The sequence below is a fragment of the Mycobacterium sp. genome, from assembly GCF_035633495.1.
GTDB lineage: Bacteria > Actinomycetota > Actinomycetes > Mycobacteriales > Mycobacteriaceae > Mycobacterium.
Genome location: NZ_DASQEU010000159.1, coordinates 1 through 14621, shown reverse-complemented (window position 1 = coordinate 14621; position 14621 = coordinate 1). Strand labels below are relative to the sequence as shown.

13 protein-coding genes and 3 pseudogenes are annotated in these 14621 nt (G+C 68.1%); 10 read left to right on the top strand and 6 right to left on the bottom strand.

The window, feature by feature from the left end; all coding sequences use genetic code 11:
* Positions 1-133: 133 nt before the first annotated feature.
* The 7 genes from ftsZ (at position 134) to VET27_RS23615 (ending at position 5279) form a co-directional block, all read left to right on the top strand.
* Positions 134-1282 carry a cell division protein FtsZ gene (gene ftsZ / locus VET27_RS23645; protein WP_526522066.1) on the top strand — a complete coding sequence of 383 codons (1149 nt, stop codon included), beginning with the start codon at positions 134-136 and terminating at the stop codon, positions 1280-1282.
* A 40-nt stretch (positions 1283-1322) separates the two neighbouring features.
* Positions 1323-2030: a peptidoglycan editing factor PgeF gene (pgeF, locus tag VET27_RS23640; RefSeq protein ID WP_526522064.1), complete on the top strand. Its 708-nt coding sequence runs from the start codon at positions 1323-1325 to the stop codon at positions 2028-2030.
* Entirely contained in the window at positions 2027-2779 is a 753-nt protein-coding gene (locus tag VET27_RS23635; protein ID WP_526522062.1) for a YggS family pyridoxal phosphate-dependent enzyme, read from the top strand. Before pgeF ends, VET27_RS23635 begins: the two co-directional genes overlap by 4 nt.
* Before the next feature lie 64 nt (positions 2780-2843).
* Positions 2844-3506, top strand: a complete 663-nt coding sequence (locus VET27_RS23630; protein ID WP_526522060.1) for a cell division protein SepF — start codon at positions 2844-2846, stop codon at positions 3504-3506.
* A 122-nt stretch (positions 3507-3628) separates the two neighbouring features.
* The gene (locus tag VET27_RS23625) at positions 3629-3913 is read left to right on the top strand and encodes a YggT family protein (RefSeq protein ID WP_140699302.1); all 285 of its coding nucleotides are present in this window, start codon (positions 3629-3631) and stop codon (positions 3911-3913) included.
* A 185-nt stretch (positions 3914-4098) separates the two neighbouring features.
* Entirely contained in the window at positions 4099-4923 is an 825-nt protein-coding gene (wag31, locus tag VET27_RS23620) for a DivIVA-like cell division protein Wag31 (RefSeq protein ID WP_526522058.1), read from the top strand.
* Positions 4924-4934: 11 nt separating this feature from the next.
* Positions 4935-5279: a hypothetical protein gene (locus tag VET27_RS23615; RefSeq protein ID WP_526522056.1), complete on the top strand. Its 345-nt coding sequence runs from the start codon at positions 4935-4937 to the stop codon at positions 5277-5279.
* Here the strand turns inward: VET27_RS23615 and VET27_RS23610 are convergent.
* The gene (locus VET27_RS23610) at positions 5276-5926 is read right to left on the bottom strand and encodes a phosphoribosyltransferase (protein WP_526522054.1); all 651 of its coding nucleotides are present in this window, start codon (positions 5924-5926) and stop codon (positions 5276-5278) included. The genes VET27_RS23615 and VET27_RS23610 overlap by 4 nt on opposite strands.
* Before the next feature lie 6 nt (positions 5927-5932).
* Positions 5933-6532, bottom strand: a complete 600-nt coding sequence (locus VET27_RS23605; RefSeq protein WP_526522052.1) for an alpha/beta hydrolase — start codon at positions 6530-6532, stop codon at positions 5933-5935.
* 77 nt (positions 6533-6609) lie between these two features.
* Here VET27_RS23605 and VET27_RS23600 point away from each other — a divergent pair, with 77 nt between their 5' ends.
* On the top strand, positions 6610-7968 hold the full coding sequence (locus VET27_RS23600) for a TIGR01777 family oxidoreductase (protein WP_526522131.1): 1359 nt from the start codon (positions 6610-6612) through the stop codon (positions 7966-7968).
* 13 nt (positions 7969-7981) lie between these two features.
* On the opposite strand, the gene VET27_RS23595 is transcribed toward VET27_RS23600, so the two are convergent.
* The 3 genes and pseudogenes from VET27_RS23595 to VET27_RS23585 form a co-directional block, all read right to left on the bottom strand.
* The gene (locus VET27_RS23595; RefSeq protein ID WP_526522050.1) at positions 7982-8698 is read right to left on the bottom strand and encodes a type 1 glutamine amidotransferase; all 717 of its coding nucleotides are present in this window, start codon (positions 8696-8698) and stop codon (positions 7982-7984) included.
* Between the two features lie 41 nt (positions 8699-8739).
* Entirely contained in the window at positions 8740-9972 is a 1233-nt protein-coding gene (locus VET27_RS23590; RefSeq protein WP_526522048.1) for a serine hydrolase domain-containing protein, read from the bottom strand.
* A gap of 9 nt (positions 9973-9981) precedes the next feature.
* Positions 9982-10387: pseudogene (locus tag VET27_RS23585) on the bottom strand (two-component system response regulator); the annotation flags it as partial.
* A 157-nt stretch (positions 10388-10544) separates the two neighbouring features.
* Between VET27_RS23585 and VET27_RS23580 the strand changes: the two are divergent.
* Positions 10545-11318, top strand: a complete 774-nt coding sequence (locus tag VET27_RS23580; protein ID WP_526522046.1) for a DUF1206 domain-containing protein — start codon at positions 10545-10547, stop codon at positions 11316-11318.
* Between the two features lie 196 nt (positions 11319-11514).
* Positions 11515-14184: pseudogene (locus tag VET27_RS23575) on the top strand (molybdopterin dinucleotide binding domain-containing protein); the annotation flags it as partial.
* 12 nt (positions 14185-14196) lie between these two features.
* Here the strand turns inward: VET27_RS23575 and VET27_RS23570 are convergent.
* Positions 14197-14621: pseudogene (locus tag VET27_RS23570) on the bottom strand (cytochrome ubiquinol oxidase subunit I); the annotation flags it as partial.

Genomic DNA, 14621 nt, shown 5'->3' with positions numbered 1-14621 from the left:
TCCCACGACACGTTCGGCGCGCCTGCACGGATACCTCGCGTACTCGCCCTACCGTTCTGTTTGCGCGAAACTACTTGACATAACTCTAAGCCTATGGTTGAGGTTGAGAGTTTGCACAGGAGGAAGACTACCGATGACACCCCCGCACAACTATCTCGCAGTAATAAAGGTGGTCGGCATCGGTGGCGGCGGCGTCAACGCCGTCAACCGGATGATCGAGCAAGGCCTCAAGGGCGTCGAGTTCATTGCCATCAACACCGACGCGCAGGCGCTGTTGATGAGCGACGCCGACGTCAAGCTCGACGTCGGACGTGACTCCACCCGCGGCCTCGGCGCAGGCGCCGACCCCGAAGTCGGTCGCAAGGCTGCCGACGACGCCAAGGACGACATCGAGGAACTGCTCCGCGGTGCCGACATGGTGTTCGTCACCGCAGGCGAGGGCGGCGGCACCGGCACCGGTGGCGCGCCCGTCGTGGCGACGATCGCCCGCAAGCTCGGCGCCCTGACGGTCGGCGTGGTGACGCGCCCGTTCTCCTTCGAGGGCAAGCGCCGTTCGAATCAGGCCGAGGCCGGCATCGCCGCGCTGCGGGAGAGCTGCGACACCCTCATCGTGATTCCGAACGACCGGCTGCTCCAGATGGGCGACGCCGCCGTCTCGTTGATGGACGCGTTCCGGAGCGCCGACGAGGTGCTGCTCAACGGTGTCCAGGGCATCACCGACCTGATCACGACGCCCGGCCTCATCAACGTGGACTTCGCCGACGTCAAGGGCGTCATGTCGGGTGCGGGCACCGCCCTGATGGGCATCGGCTCGGCGCGCGGCGACGGGCGCGCCCTCAAGGCGGCGGAGACCGCGATCAACTCGCCCCTGCTCGAGGCGTCCATGGAAGGCGCCCAGGGCGTGCTGCTGTCGGTGGCCGGCGGCAGTGATCTCGGCCTCTTCGAGATCAACGAGGCGGCCTCGTTGGTCCAGGACGCCGCGCACCCCGAGGCCAACATCATCTTCGGCACCGTGATCGACGACTCCCTCGGCGACGAAGTACGAGTCACGGTCATCGCCGCCGGCTTCGATGCCGCCGGTCCCAGCCGCAAACCCGTGGTGGGAGCCGGGCCGGCCGTCGCGTCGGGCACCGCAGGCAGACTGCGGGCGCCGTCCGCCTTCGATCCCGATCCGGCAAGCGTTCCGTTGCACACCAATGGGGCGACGGTCAGCATCGGCGGCGGCGGCGGCGGCGGTGACGATGACGACGACGTCGACGTGCCACCCTTCATGCGCCACTGACCCCGAAGTCTGCCGACCGCGTGGGTCGATACTGGGAACCGTGACGTTTCGCATCCGACGTGTGACCACCACCCGTGCTGGCGGCGCGTCGGCTCCGCCGTTCGACACGTTCAACCTGGGCGACCACGTCGGGGACGACCCGACCGCGGTGGCCGCCAACCGCGCCCGCCTTGCGAAGGCGATCGGCTTGGGCGACGATGGAATCGTCTGGATGAACCAGGCCCACGGTGACCGCGTCGTCGACGTGGACGGCCCGGTCGAGGGCGCCATCGACGATGCCGACGGATTGGTGACGACCACTCCGAGGCTGGCCTTGGCGGTCGTGACCGCGGATTGCGTCCCGGTGCTGATGTCCGATGCGCGTGCGGGCGTCGTCGTCGCCGTGCATGCGGGCAGGGTGGGCGCGCAGAAGGGAATCGTGGCGCGAGCGGTCGAGGTCATGTTGGCGCGAGGTGCGCACGTCGAGGACGTCTCCGTGCTGCTCGGCCCCGCCGTCAGCGGCCGCAACTACGAGGTGCCCGACGCGATGGCCGACGAAGTCGAGGCGGCGGTGCCCGGTAGTCGGACCACTACGGCGCGCGGGACCGCCGGGCTCGATCTGCGATCCGGAATCGCCAGGCAACTCACCGCACTGGGCATCACGGCGATCGACGTCGATCCGCGCTGCACGGTCGACGACCCGAATCTGTTCAGTCATCGTCGCGCCGCTCCCACCGGACGGCTGGCCTCCCTGGTGTGGATGGAATGACCGCCGCACGCGCCGCCGAACTCGCCGGGTCCCTGGCCGCGCTGCGGGCGCGGGTCGACGACGCCGCTGCGGCGGCGGGTCGCGACGTGGCCGACATCGAATTGCTCCCCGTCACGAAGTTCTTTCCGGTGTCCGACATCGTCGAATTGATGGAACTCGGCTGCCACGCGTTCGGCGAGTCACGCGAGCAGGAAGCGGCGAGGAAGGTCACCGAGATAGCCGCTCACACTGCGGGCCGAGTCCCGGTGCCCTCGATTCGCTGGCACATGATCGGCAGCATTCAGCGCAAGAAGGCACGCGCGGTTGCCGGGTGGGCGTACGCCGCCCATTCGGTGGACAGCGGTGCCCTCGTCGCAGCGCTGGGACGCGGGGCAGCCGAGGCGCTGGCCGAGGGCAGGCGTGCCGCGCCCCTGCGCGTGTATCTGCAGTTGAGCCTCGACGGCGATCCGGCCCGGGGCGGCGTCGACGTCAATCGGCCGGATCTCGTGGACGAACTGTGTGCGCAGGCCGACGAGACCGAGGGCCTGGACTTCGTCGGCTTGATGGCCATCCCACCGCTGGACGCCGACGCGGAGGAATCGTTCGCACGTTTGGCGAGCGAACTGACGCGGGTACAGACCCGCTACCAGCAGCGGCTCGGTCTTTCGGCGGGTATGTCCGGCGACCTCGAGACGGCGGTGAAACACGGCTCGACGTGTGTGCGTGTCGGTACCGCGCTTATGGGTCAGCGTCCTCTAACGTCACCCTGAGTAGTCACTCCAGTCACATCTTCATCACGGACAACACAGATTTCAGTCATCAGAAGGGTCTCCGATGAGCACACTGCATAAGGTCAAGGCCTACTTCGGTATGGCGCCGATGGACGATTACGACGACGAGTACTACGACGACGAAGATCGCTCGTCGCGTGCCTACCCACGCCGGCCCCGAGAGGACCGGTTCGAGGACGAAGGCTATGCCCGCGCCGCCGAGAGCCGTGGCTACGAGGACCGCATGGATCGCGTCAGTGGACGCGAGTTCGAGCGCGAAATGGCCGCTGCCCCTGCAGGTTACCGCGGCGGCTACCTGGAGGAGCCCTCCTTCCGGGGCAGGCGTGACTTCGAGCGTCCGCGCTTCAACACGCTGCGCGGCGCCACCCACGGTGCCGTGGCGATGGAGCCGCGCCGGATGGCCGAGCTCTTCGAAGCGGGCAGCCCGCTGGCGAAGATCACCACGTTGCGCCCGAAGGACTACAGCGAGGCCCGCACCATCGGCGAGCGCTTCCGCGACGGCACCCCGGTGATCATGGACTTGGTGTCGATGGACAACGCCGACGCCAAGCGCCTCGTCGACTTCGCCGCGGGGTTGGCGTTCGCCTTGCGCGGGTCGTTCGACAAGGTCGCCACGAAGGTCTTCCTCCTGTCGCCGGCCGACGTCGACGTCACCGCGGACGAGCGCAGGCGGATCGCCGAGGCGGGCTTCTACGCCCACCAGTGACCGCCCGCCGGTACCCCGATGGTCCGGTTGACGACGGGTAGGCTGACGGGGAATCGAGTCCCGTCCGACTCGCATCCCAGCCGTATCCGTTGGTCACCACCGCCTGGAGTGAGGTCGCGCAGTTGTCGCTGTTCTTTTCGATCCTGGGCTTCGTGCTGTTCGCGTTCTGGCTTCTGCTCATCGCAAGGGTGGTCGTCGAGTTCGTTCGGTCCTTCAGCCGGGACTGGCGCCCGAGGGGCTTCATGGTCGTGGTCCTGGAGGTCATCATGACGGTGACCGATCCGCCGGTAAAGCTCTTGCGGCGGATCATTCCCCAGCTCACGATAGGTGCGGTGCGCTTCGACCTGTCGATCATGGTGCTTCTGCTCGCCGCATTCATCGGTATGGAGCTGGCGTGGAGTCAGTAGTTCAGGGGTAGCAAGAACGGGTTCGGCGGGGCGGTTGTCCGCGCCTCGTACTTTGAATTTCGCTCTTATTTCTGGACCTCACCCGCAACCGCCGGGTCTACTGTGACAGGATGGGCGCCAGTTACTTCCAGTACGGCTTAACACTTTGACACCGGTTGACGGTCCAAACCTCAAGGGGGCAGACAATGCCGCTCACACCAGCCGACGTCCATAACGTCGCGTTCAGCAAGCCGCCCATCGGCAAGCGGGGATACAACGAGGACGAAGTCGATGCGTTCCTCGACCTGGTTGAGAACGAGCTGACCCGCCTCATCGAGGAGAACGCCGACCTTCGTCAGCGGGTATCCGAACTCGACCAGGACCTCGCGGGTGCGCGGTCCGGCAGCGGAGTCCAAGCGACACAGTCCATTCCGCAGTACCAGCAGCCCGAGCCGGAGCCCGAGCCCGACGCGCCCCCGCAGCCGGTGTACGAGGCCCCGCCGCAACCCGTCGCCGTCGCCCACGTCAGCGAGGACTCGCACATCAGGGCGGCCAAGATCCTCGGACTGGCGCAGGACACCGCGGACCGCCTGACCGGCACCGCGAAGGCGGAGTCCGACAAGCTGCTCGCCGACGCCCGCGCGCAGGCCGACGCCATGGTCAGCGAGGCCCGCCAGACGGCGGACACCACGGTCTCCGAAGCCAAGGCCCGCGCCGACGCCATGCTCTCGGATGCCCAGACGCGGTCCGAGACGCAGCTTCGGCAGGCGCAGGAGAAGGCCGACGCACTGCAGGCCGACGCCGAACGCAAGCACTCCGAGATCATGGGCACCATCAACCAACAGCGCACCGTCCTCGAGGGTCGCCTCGAACAGCTGCGGACCTTCGAACGCGAGTACCGGACGCGGCTCAAGACCTATCTGGAGTCTCAGCTCGAGGAACTTGGCCAGCGCGGATCGGCTGCACCGGTTGACTCCACCGCGAACACCGACGGCGGCGGGTTCAACCAGTTCAACCGGGGAAACAACTGATCGGCTGATTGATGCTGATCGTTGCGCTAGTCCTTGCCGTCATCGGCCTCGCGGCCCTGGTTACCGCCGTTGTCACCAGTAACGAACTGATTGCGTGGGTGTGCATCGGCGCGAGCGTGATCGGTGTCCTGCTCCTGATCGTCGACGCGCTACGGGAACGCTCCCGAGGTGCCGACTCCGACCAACAGGACGTCGAGAACCGCGACGACGAGACCACGGTCATCCCGGCCGTCACGGAGTCCGAGGTCACCGAGGACTATCCAGACGAACCCACCGAGGTCGTCGCCGAACCCGAGCCGTCCACGGTGGGCCTCGACACGCACGACGATGGCAACGCAGAGGGCAAGCGCGATTAGGTTCGAAGCGCGGCCCGCACCTCGTCGTCGCTGACCTGTGTGAAGTCGGCGTACACCTGACCCACGGCGTCGAAGCGCCGAGGGGTGACTGCGACCACGACGTCGTCGGCCTCACCGCACAGCCGCTCGTCCACCGAAGGCGGCCCGACCGGTACCGCGACGATCACCCGCGCCGGGCGGGCTGCTCGCACCGCCCGGACCGCGGCGAGCATCGTCGCACCCGTCGCGATTCCGTCGTCGGCGAGCACCACCGTCCTGCCAGTCAGTCGTGGACGTGACGTGGCGCCGCGATACTCGGTCTCACGCCGCTCGAGTTCCTCGACCTCGGCAGCGATGACGGCCTGCAGCTGCGCGTCGCCGATCCGAAGGCTGCAAATCACCTGTTCGTTGACGACGACCCCGCCACCGCTGGCGATCGCGCCCATGGCCAGCTCCGGCCACTGCGGAACTCCGAGCTTTCGGACGACGAACACGTCCAACGGAGCCTGCAGTGCGGCGGCGATCTCGGCGCCGACCGGCACTCCACCCCTGGCAAGGCCCAGCACCACGACATCGCTTCCGGCGCAGTGGCCGACCAGTTCCTCGGCGAGGGCCCGGCCAGCCTCGCGGCGGTCCCCGAATGTGCGATCAGCAGACTTTCCGATCACCCGAGCCTAAGCCTGCGAACGCGCCGCCCACTGCGTCATCGCGAACTCGGCGGTGAGGGTGTGCCACCGCGCATAGTCCCGCAGCAGGAAGTGTCCGGCTCCCGGGAAGTCCACCCACTCGGCGTCCACACCGCGCGAGGACGCGCGCAGCGTCTGCGCCCGGGACGCCGCGGGATCGGTCCAGGTGTCCGCGCTCCCGTGCATGGTCAGCAGTTTGCACGTCGGCGGGATCAGGTCGCCGTCATTCTCCGGCCACCACGGGGCCAGCGCCGCGACGGCCGCGACGCGCCGCTGAGCCGCGAGATGTGCCGCGACGCGCCCGCCCATCGAGTGTCCGACCAGGACGACGGGACCGTCGCCGACCCCGTCGAGCATCTCGTCCAGTGCCTCTCTGGCGTCGCGCAGTGCGTCGAGGGAACGCGGGTTCCAACCCCGCAGCCGGTACTGCACGCGTCGGACTTCCACTTGCCCGCCGACCCTGCGTTGCAACGACCGGGCCAGCAGTGCGATCCGAAGGTTGGCCAGCTGCCACGGCCGCGACGGCGCCTCACTCCTGGGTCGCCCACCGGGCAGCACCAGGACGGCCGCCTTGACGTTCGAAGTCACCTACGAGATTCGGAGCCATGCCCACTTCGGCTGGCCGGATTCGCAATCCCGCGAGGCAGCCGCTACAAATGAAGATCGTGGGAATCGAGTACGAGAGTGTCGTCGACCATCCGTTGGACGAGGTGTTCGCCTGGCATACCCGCCCCGGCGCGATGCCGCGACTGGTTCCGCCCTGGCAGCCCATGACGGTCGTCGCCGAGACGACGTCGTTGGCCGACGGGCGCGCGGTGCTCGGCCTGCCCGCCGGTCTGCGTTGGGTCGCGCAACACGAGGCCGCGGACTTCGACCCGCCGTACCGATTCGTCGATCAACTCTCCTCGGACGGGCTGAGATCGTGGCCGCCCCGGATCATCGGGACTTGGCGCCACACCCACTCGTTCAGCGCCGAGGGCCCAGGGGCCACCCGGGTCCACGACCGCGTCGAGGCGGCGGTCCCCGCGGCAGCGCTCAGATCGACCTTCGTCTACCGCCACCGCCAGCTGGCGGACGACCTCGCCGCGCACCGCGAGGCCGCCGAGGCGGGTCTGCCGCCGCTCACCGTCGCGGTCACGGGATCGTCCGGTCTCGTCGGCTCGGCGCTGACCGCGCTGCTCACGTCCGGAGGCCACCGGGTGATTCGGTTGGTCAGGCACGCCGCTGAAGGTCCCGACGAACGGCAGTGGCATCCCGACGCCCCCGCCTCGGACCTGCTCGACGGCGTGGACGCCGTCGTGCACCTGGCGGGCACGTCGATCGCGGGCCGGTTCACCGACTCGCACCGTGCGGCGATCCGCGACAGCCGCATCGAGCCGACGCGCAAACTCGCCGAGGTCGCGGCACGCGGCACGGGTGGTCCGCGGACGTTCGTGACCGCCTCGGCGATCGGTTACTACGGTTTCGACCGTGGTGACGCCCTGCTCAGCGAGGACAGTTCCCGAGGCGACGGTTTTCTTGCCGACGTGGTCGCGGACTGGGAGGCCGCGAGCGCGCCGGCGGTCGATGCCGGCCTGCGCGTCGTCGCGGTGCGCACCGGGATCGTGCAGGCGGCCCGCGGTGGCACTCTCAAGTTGATGCGCCCGCTGTTCGCCGCCGGGTTGGGTGGACGGCTCGGCAGTGGCCGGCAGTGGCTGTCCTGGATCGGCATCGACGACCTGATCGACGTCTACTACCGGGCGCTGTACGACGAGCGACTCACCGGACCCGTGAATGCGGTGGCCCCCAACCCGGTGCGAAACGTCGACTACACCAAGGCACTTGCGGGGACGATGCACCGCCCCGCGGTGTTGCCCGTGCCCACGTTCGGCCCGCGGTTGCTCCTGGGGCGCCAGGGCGCGCGTGAACTGGCCGAGGCGAATCAGCGCGTCGACCCGGCCAAGCTGCAGGCGGTCGGCCACCGGTTCCGCCAACCGCTGATCGGGCAGGCTCTGGCCCACCAGCTGGGGCACGACCCGAGCTGACCCGGCCTGCGGTTCAGGCGTCTCGGGTGGCGACCGTGTCCACGAAAGCCCTGACCAGGGCGTGTACCCGCTTGGTGGCGCTCTCGAGCTCCCGCGTCGTGGCGTTGCGCAGTTCGTCGGCGGTGTGCCCAAATTGGGCGATCTCCTCCCTACCGTTGCCCTCCAGCCACATCTCCAGCAGCCCCTCGTCCACCTCGGGATGAAACTGAAGGCCCATCGTCCGGCCCATGACGAAGGCCTGGGAGCAATTGCCGTTCCTGGCGATCTCCACTGCCCCCTCCGGGACCATGAAGCGGTCGAAGTGCCATTCGAACCAGGGGCCGCTGGGAACGAGGTCGCCGCGGGCGGATTCGACGTCGTACCAACCGATCTCGGGCGCGGGCGACCGGGTGACCGAACCGCCGAGCGCGTGGGCGAGGAGTTGGCCGCCGAAGCACACGCCGAGCATCGGCACGCCCGCCGTGTGCGCAGCGCGCACCATCGCGACTTCGGAGGTGATCCAGTCCATTCCGCGGTCGCCGTCGTTGACCGACCAGCGCGATCCGAGCGGGACGATCGCGTCGTAACCGTGCGGATCGGGAAGCGTCACGTCGAACGTCGGATCTACTGCTCTGGCCGCGGTGACGACCTCGAATGTCTCGACGTCGTAACCGCATTCGCCGAATGCACCGCCCAGCATCGCCTCGGGAGCAGTCGGGTCGTTGTAGAGGAACAGCACCTTCTTCGCCACCGCTAGAGGATACGGGGGCTCGCCCGTCTTGGGGCGGGAGGCTACTTCGCAGGTGGTACGGGAGGGGCTCGATCCGGGGCCAGTTCGGCGCCGATGCGGCGGAACAGCACCTCGGCGGTGTTCGAGTAGTTGCCCTGATCGTCGAAGGCCTCGGGCGCGAACGTCGCGGCCACGGCGATCGCGATCTTCTTCTCCGGCAGGTAGGCCTCGACGGCGGAGTACCCGGCGAACATCGGATTCTGCAGCAGCCAGCCACCGGAGACGACGACGCCGAGACCGTAGGTGTACCCGTCGACCATGGGAGCGCACGTGGCGCATCCCGGCTGCGCCCTGGTCTTGCCTCGCAGATCGGTGGACACCATCTTCTGGTACGAGTCACGACTCAACAGCTGACCCGAGCCGATGCCCACCGCGGTGGCCTCGAGGTCGTAGATGTTCGACGTCTGGATCGCGCCGTGGGTGATCGTCCACGACGGGTTCCAGTAGGTGCTCTCCTCGTAGAAGGGGATGCCCCTGGGAACCTGCAGTGCCGCGCGGCGCTCCGAGGTGAAGGCGTGCAGCACGGGTGACGGAATCTCGGCGGTATCGGCGTTCGCCGTATTGGTCAGGCCGAGCGGCTGTAAAACCTTCTCCGACAATAGTTTCGGCATCGACTCACCGGTGGCCTTCTCCAGCGCCAACCCGAGCAGCACGTAGTTGGTGTGCGCGTAGTTCCAGTTGGTACCCGGCTCGTAGAGCAACGGCCGGTTGACGGCGAAGGCGAGCAACTCGTCGGTGCTCCACTGTCGAAACGGGTTGGCGTACAGGGCGTCGTTCATGGCCGTGTTGCCGATGACGTAGTCGACGTAGCCCGAGGTCATCTGGGCGAGCTGGCCCAGCGTCACCCGGTCGGAGTGCGGCACGTCGGGCAGCCACGTCGAGATCTTGTCGTCGAGGCGGACCTTCCCCTCGTCGACGAGGCGCAGCAACAGGGTCGACACGTACGAAATCGCGACGGCGCCGTTGCGAAAGTGCATGTCGGTCCTGGCGGGGACGCCCGTCATGGACTCGCCGACGGCGCGCGTGACGACCTCCTCGCCGTCCTCGGTCACCCGCACGATGACGGCCAAGAGGTGCGACTGCTTCATGACGTCGTCGACGATTCGCATCACCGCGTCCGCCCGCTCGTCATTGCCCGCCGAGGTGGACTCCTCCGGCGCCGGGGTGACCGGGGCGCACCCGGTCAGCAGCAGTCCTGCGCAGAGGAGGATGCCGGGTAGTCGACGGAAGGCCATGGCCAGAGCCTATGGTGCGCGCGATCCGCGGTAGCGCCGTTCGAGTCTTCCGGCGCCGTACTGCAGGCGCAGTTCGAGCGCGCCGACACTCAGGAAGTGCTCCAGGTACCTGCGCGCACTGAGCCGCGAGATGCCCACCAGTTCCGCGCATTCTGCGGCCGACACCTCACCGGCGGCACGTACCGCGTCCACTACCAGTTGACCCGTCACGGCGCCGAGCCCCTTCGGCAGCTGATCGTCGGGCGTGGCGCCGACGGCCCCCCGGCCCGCCGAAGAATGAGTCGATGAGTGATTGGTCCGCTCCGGTCGCGGACGCCAGCGCCTCGGCCCTGGCGGCGAAGGCCTCGAGCTTGGCGTGAAGCTGGGGGAACTCGAACGGTTTGATCAGATAGTCCGCCGCGCCACCGTCCAACGCACGCCCGGTCGGGAAACTGTTGCTGGGAAGTGTCTCCCAACAGCTTCTCCTGGAGTGCCAGAACCCGTGCTGGCAGTCAAACCCGCTGATTGGCCCCATAATCGCCCCGATCGTCAATTTGTGGTTTGGCTCACCGCACCAGGGGTACACGCGTCCCATGGTCGACACCCGGTCGGCGGCCCACACCGCCCACGACAACGCCTGGTTCGAGCGCGCCGCTCGCGGCGGCTTTGCGGCGAGCGGTCTCCTGCACCTGCTCCTCGCATTCATCGTGGCGCGCCTGGCGCTCGGCACCGGCGGCAACGCCGATCAGTCCGGGGCGCTGGCTAAATTGGCCGCGCAGCCCGGTGGCGCAGTCATGCTCTGGGTGGCGGCCGTCGTCCTCGCCGCGCTCGGCCTGTGGTACCTCGTCGAGACGTTCCTCGGAGACGACGCCAAACACCGGGTGAAGTCCGCCGCCGTCGGCGTGGTGTACCTCGCGATTGCCGTCTCCGCGGGCAAGTTCGCCATGGGCAGCGGTCAGTCCAGCGGCCAGCAGAATGCCGGCCTGAGCGCGCAGATGATGCAATCCGCTTGGGGTAAGGCAGTTCTAGTGGTGGTAGCGCTCGTGGTGATCGGAGTGGGCGGCTATCACGTCTACAAGGGCGCCAGCAAGAAGTTCCTCAAGGACCTCAACGTCTCGGGCGGCACCGCCGTCACGTGGGTCGGGATCGTCGGGTACGTCGCCAAGGGCCTGGTTCTCGCGGGCGCGGGCATCCTGGTCATCGTCGCCACGTTCACCGCCGATCCTGCGAAGGCCTCCGGCATCGATGCCGCGGTGAAGACGCTCGGCGGGGCACCGTTCGGCAAGACGCTGCTCATCATCGCCGCGCTGGGTCTGGCCGCCTACGGCGCCTACGGATTCATCCGCAGTCGCCACGCGGACATGTGAGTTCGGGCCGCGCTCAGCGGCATTCGAGGGTCAACCTGATCGACCCGTCGGCGTCGGTGTGCACGTCGTGCGAGCACGCGCCGGGACCGCCGCCGGTGGTCTCCTCGCCGGATCTGAGGTCGTAGGTCCGTCCGTGCAGCGGGCACAGGACCGCGTCGTCGTCGGTGAGTCCGTCGGCGCGTGGCCCACCCTTGGTAGCGTCACCCTGCTGCAGCAGTCAATTCCACCCGCGGGTGACGCCAGGCCCGACTGGTCGCTGATCTGACAGGTCGCCGAGCAGCTCTGCTACGGCGAACACTTCACCTACGCATCGAGTGCGGAGGTCTTCGACGAGATCCGCGAGTTCTCCAATCCCCGAACGGGTTACGACCTGCGTGGCGTCGGCTACGACCGCCTGCGGAACGGTCCGGTGCAATTGCCCGCGCCACCGCTCGACCAGTCAGGAGGGGACGACGACCGGCATCCGATCCGCTATCTGAACGACGGCGTCAGCCAGAACCCGCACGTCGACGAGCACGGGTACCGCCCCAGGCTGGCCTTCCCGACCCCGTCGAGGCGCGGGGCCTTCCACCCCCGGCCGCACCTGGACGCCAGCGAGATGCCCGACGACGACTATCCGATGGTGCTGAACACCGGCCGCCTGCAACACCGATGGCACACCATGACGAAGACGGGCAAGGTGGCCAAGCTCAACAAGCTCGACGGGGGACCCTTCGTCGAGATTCACACGATCGACGCCGAGGCGCAGAACCTCGTCGACGGCCAGCCCGTCGAGCTGGCGTCGCGACGCGGTCGCGCGGTGCTGCCCCTGGTGGTGACCGAACGGGTGCGTCCCAGCAACTGCTTCGTGCCGTTCCACTGGAACGACGAGCACGGCGAGTATGTCGCGATCGACGCCGTCACCACCGATGCCGTCGACCCCGACTCGCTGCAACCCGAGTTCAAGGCCTGCGCGGTCAGCATGCGTCCGGCGGGGCCGGCGCCTGCGCCGTCGGAACTGGCGACCGCGACCGCGCAGATGAACGCGATCGGGTCCGCACTGGGGCTCGACGATCAGCCGTCGCCCGTTCTCGCCGATGTCGAGAAGCACTATCTGGCAGGGTTCTTCAGAGCCTTGCCACCGGTCGTTCGGGGTGTCCCGGTGCTGCCGAGCGAAGCGCCGGTGAGTGCATCGGTGCGCGCGTACGTCGACGGGATGCTCGCGGGAACCTACTCCCGCGCGCAGTCAGCCGATGCCGAATCGCCGGCGGCCGGCCCGCGGCCACTGGTGCTGTGGGCCTCCCAAACCGGCAATCCCGAGCACTTCGCGGCGCGGGTGGTGGATCGGCTCGGCACCTCGAGCGCGCCTGCGCGCGTGATGAACATGGACGCCTGTAAGCTCTCCGACCTCGCCGCGGCCGGTGACGTCCTGGTCGTGACCAGCACCTTCGGCGACGGCGGACCGCCGGACAACGGTGCTGACTTCTGGCACCGTCTGGCGTCAGCCGACGCCCCCGATCTGGACGGGGTGCGGTACGCGGTGCTGGGCATCGGCGACCGCTCGTACGACAACTTCTGCGGACATGCCAAGTCCGTGGACCCCCGCCTGGCCGAGCTGGGGGACACCAAGCTGACCGAGCGCATCGAATGCGAGTCCTCCGCCGACGAACCGATGGCGCGGTGGGCCTAGACGGTCACCACCCTGGTGACGGCGACACCGGCGGATACCGCGAACGTCAGGGCCGCCGTGGGCCGCGCACCCGCCCGCACCGTCGAACAGTTCACCCGAGCCAAGCCGGTCGACGCTCCGCTGAGCCGGAACGTGGTGCTCACGGCGCCCGGAGCGGCAAAGGAGGTGCACCAGTTCGGTTTCGATGTCTCCGCGCACGGGGTCTCGTATTCGGTCGGGGACGCGTTGGGGGTGTACGCCACCAACAGCGACGAGACGGTGGCGCGATTGCTCGCGGCCACCGCTCTGTCCACCGACGACGTGATCGAGGTCGACGGACGCGAGATGGCACTGCGCGATGCGTTGTCCACGCACTACGACATCTGTCGCGTCACCCCCAACCTCCTCGACTTCGTGGCCGAGGCCGGCGACGGGGCGGGCTCGTTGCGAGTCCTGCGCCGCAGTCGATCCGAGCTGGACGGGTGGCTCAGAGGCCGCAACGGTGTGGACGTCGTGGCGGAGTTCGGAGTCCGCGCCGAGGCGGCGCAGTGGCGCGACGCTATGGTGCGACTGACGCCGCGGTCGTATTCGATCTCGAGCAGCCCGCTGGTCAACCCCAACGAAGTCCAGTTGACGGTGTCGGTCGTCCGGTGTCCGGGCAGTGACCGAATCGAACGAGGGGAGTGTGCTCGACGTTCCCGGCCGATCGGGCCTCCGGTGCGCCGGTCTTCCTTCAGCCGTCGCCGCACTTCCGGCCGCCGGAGGACGGAGCGACGCCGATGATCATGGTCGGGACCGCGACCGGCATCGCACCGTTCCGCGGATTTCTGCAGGAGCGCCGGGCACTCGGCCACGGTGGCCGCAACTGGTTGTTCTTCGGCGATCAGCACCGAGCCGAGAACTTCTACTACCGAGCCGATCTCGAGGACATGGTCAACGACGGTCTGCTGAACCGGCTCGACCTGGCGTTCTCACGCGACCAGCCGGAACGGGTGTACGTGCAGCACAAGATCCGCGACTACGGAGCCGACGTGTGGCGCTGGTTGGAGGATGGCGCGCACTTCTTCGTCTGTGGCGATGCCACCCGGATGGCCAAGGACGTCGACGACGCCCCCACCGCCGTCATCCGCGAGCACGGCGGCATGTCCGGCGAAACGTGCGCATGACTACAAGCGGGAGTTGGTCGCCGCCAAACGCTATGTGCGCGAGGTGTACTGAGTGTCACCCCGGTCATGAACGGACCGCGACGTCGTCGATCTCCGTGACGTCGCCGTGGGCCGGGTGCGGGCCGCCACCGATGTGCGCCTCGTCCCGCATCCGTTCGACCATGTGCGGGTAGTGCAACTCGAATGCCGGTCGCTCCGAACGGATTCGGGGTAGTTCGGTGAAGTTGTGCCGCGGCGGCGGGCAGCTGGTCGCCCATTCGAGCGAGTTGCCGTAACCCCACGGATCGTCCACCACCACTGGCTCGCCGTAGCGCCAGCTCTTGAACACGTTCCACACGAACGGGATCGTCGAGACCCCGAGGATGAACGCGCCGATCGTCGAGATCACGTTGAGGGTGGTGAAGCCGTCGGTGGGCAGGTAGTCCGCGTAGCGGCGCGGCATGCCCTCGTTACCGACCCAGTGCTGCACCAGGAAGGTGGTGTGGAAGC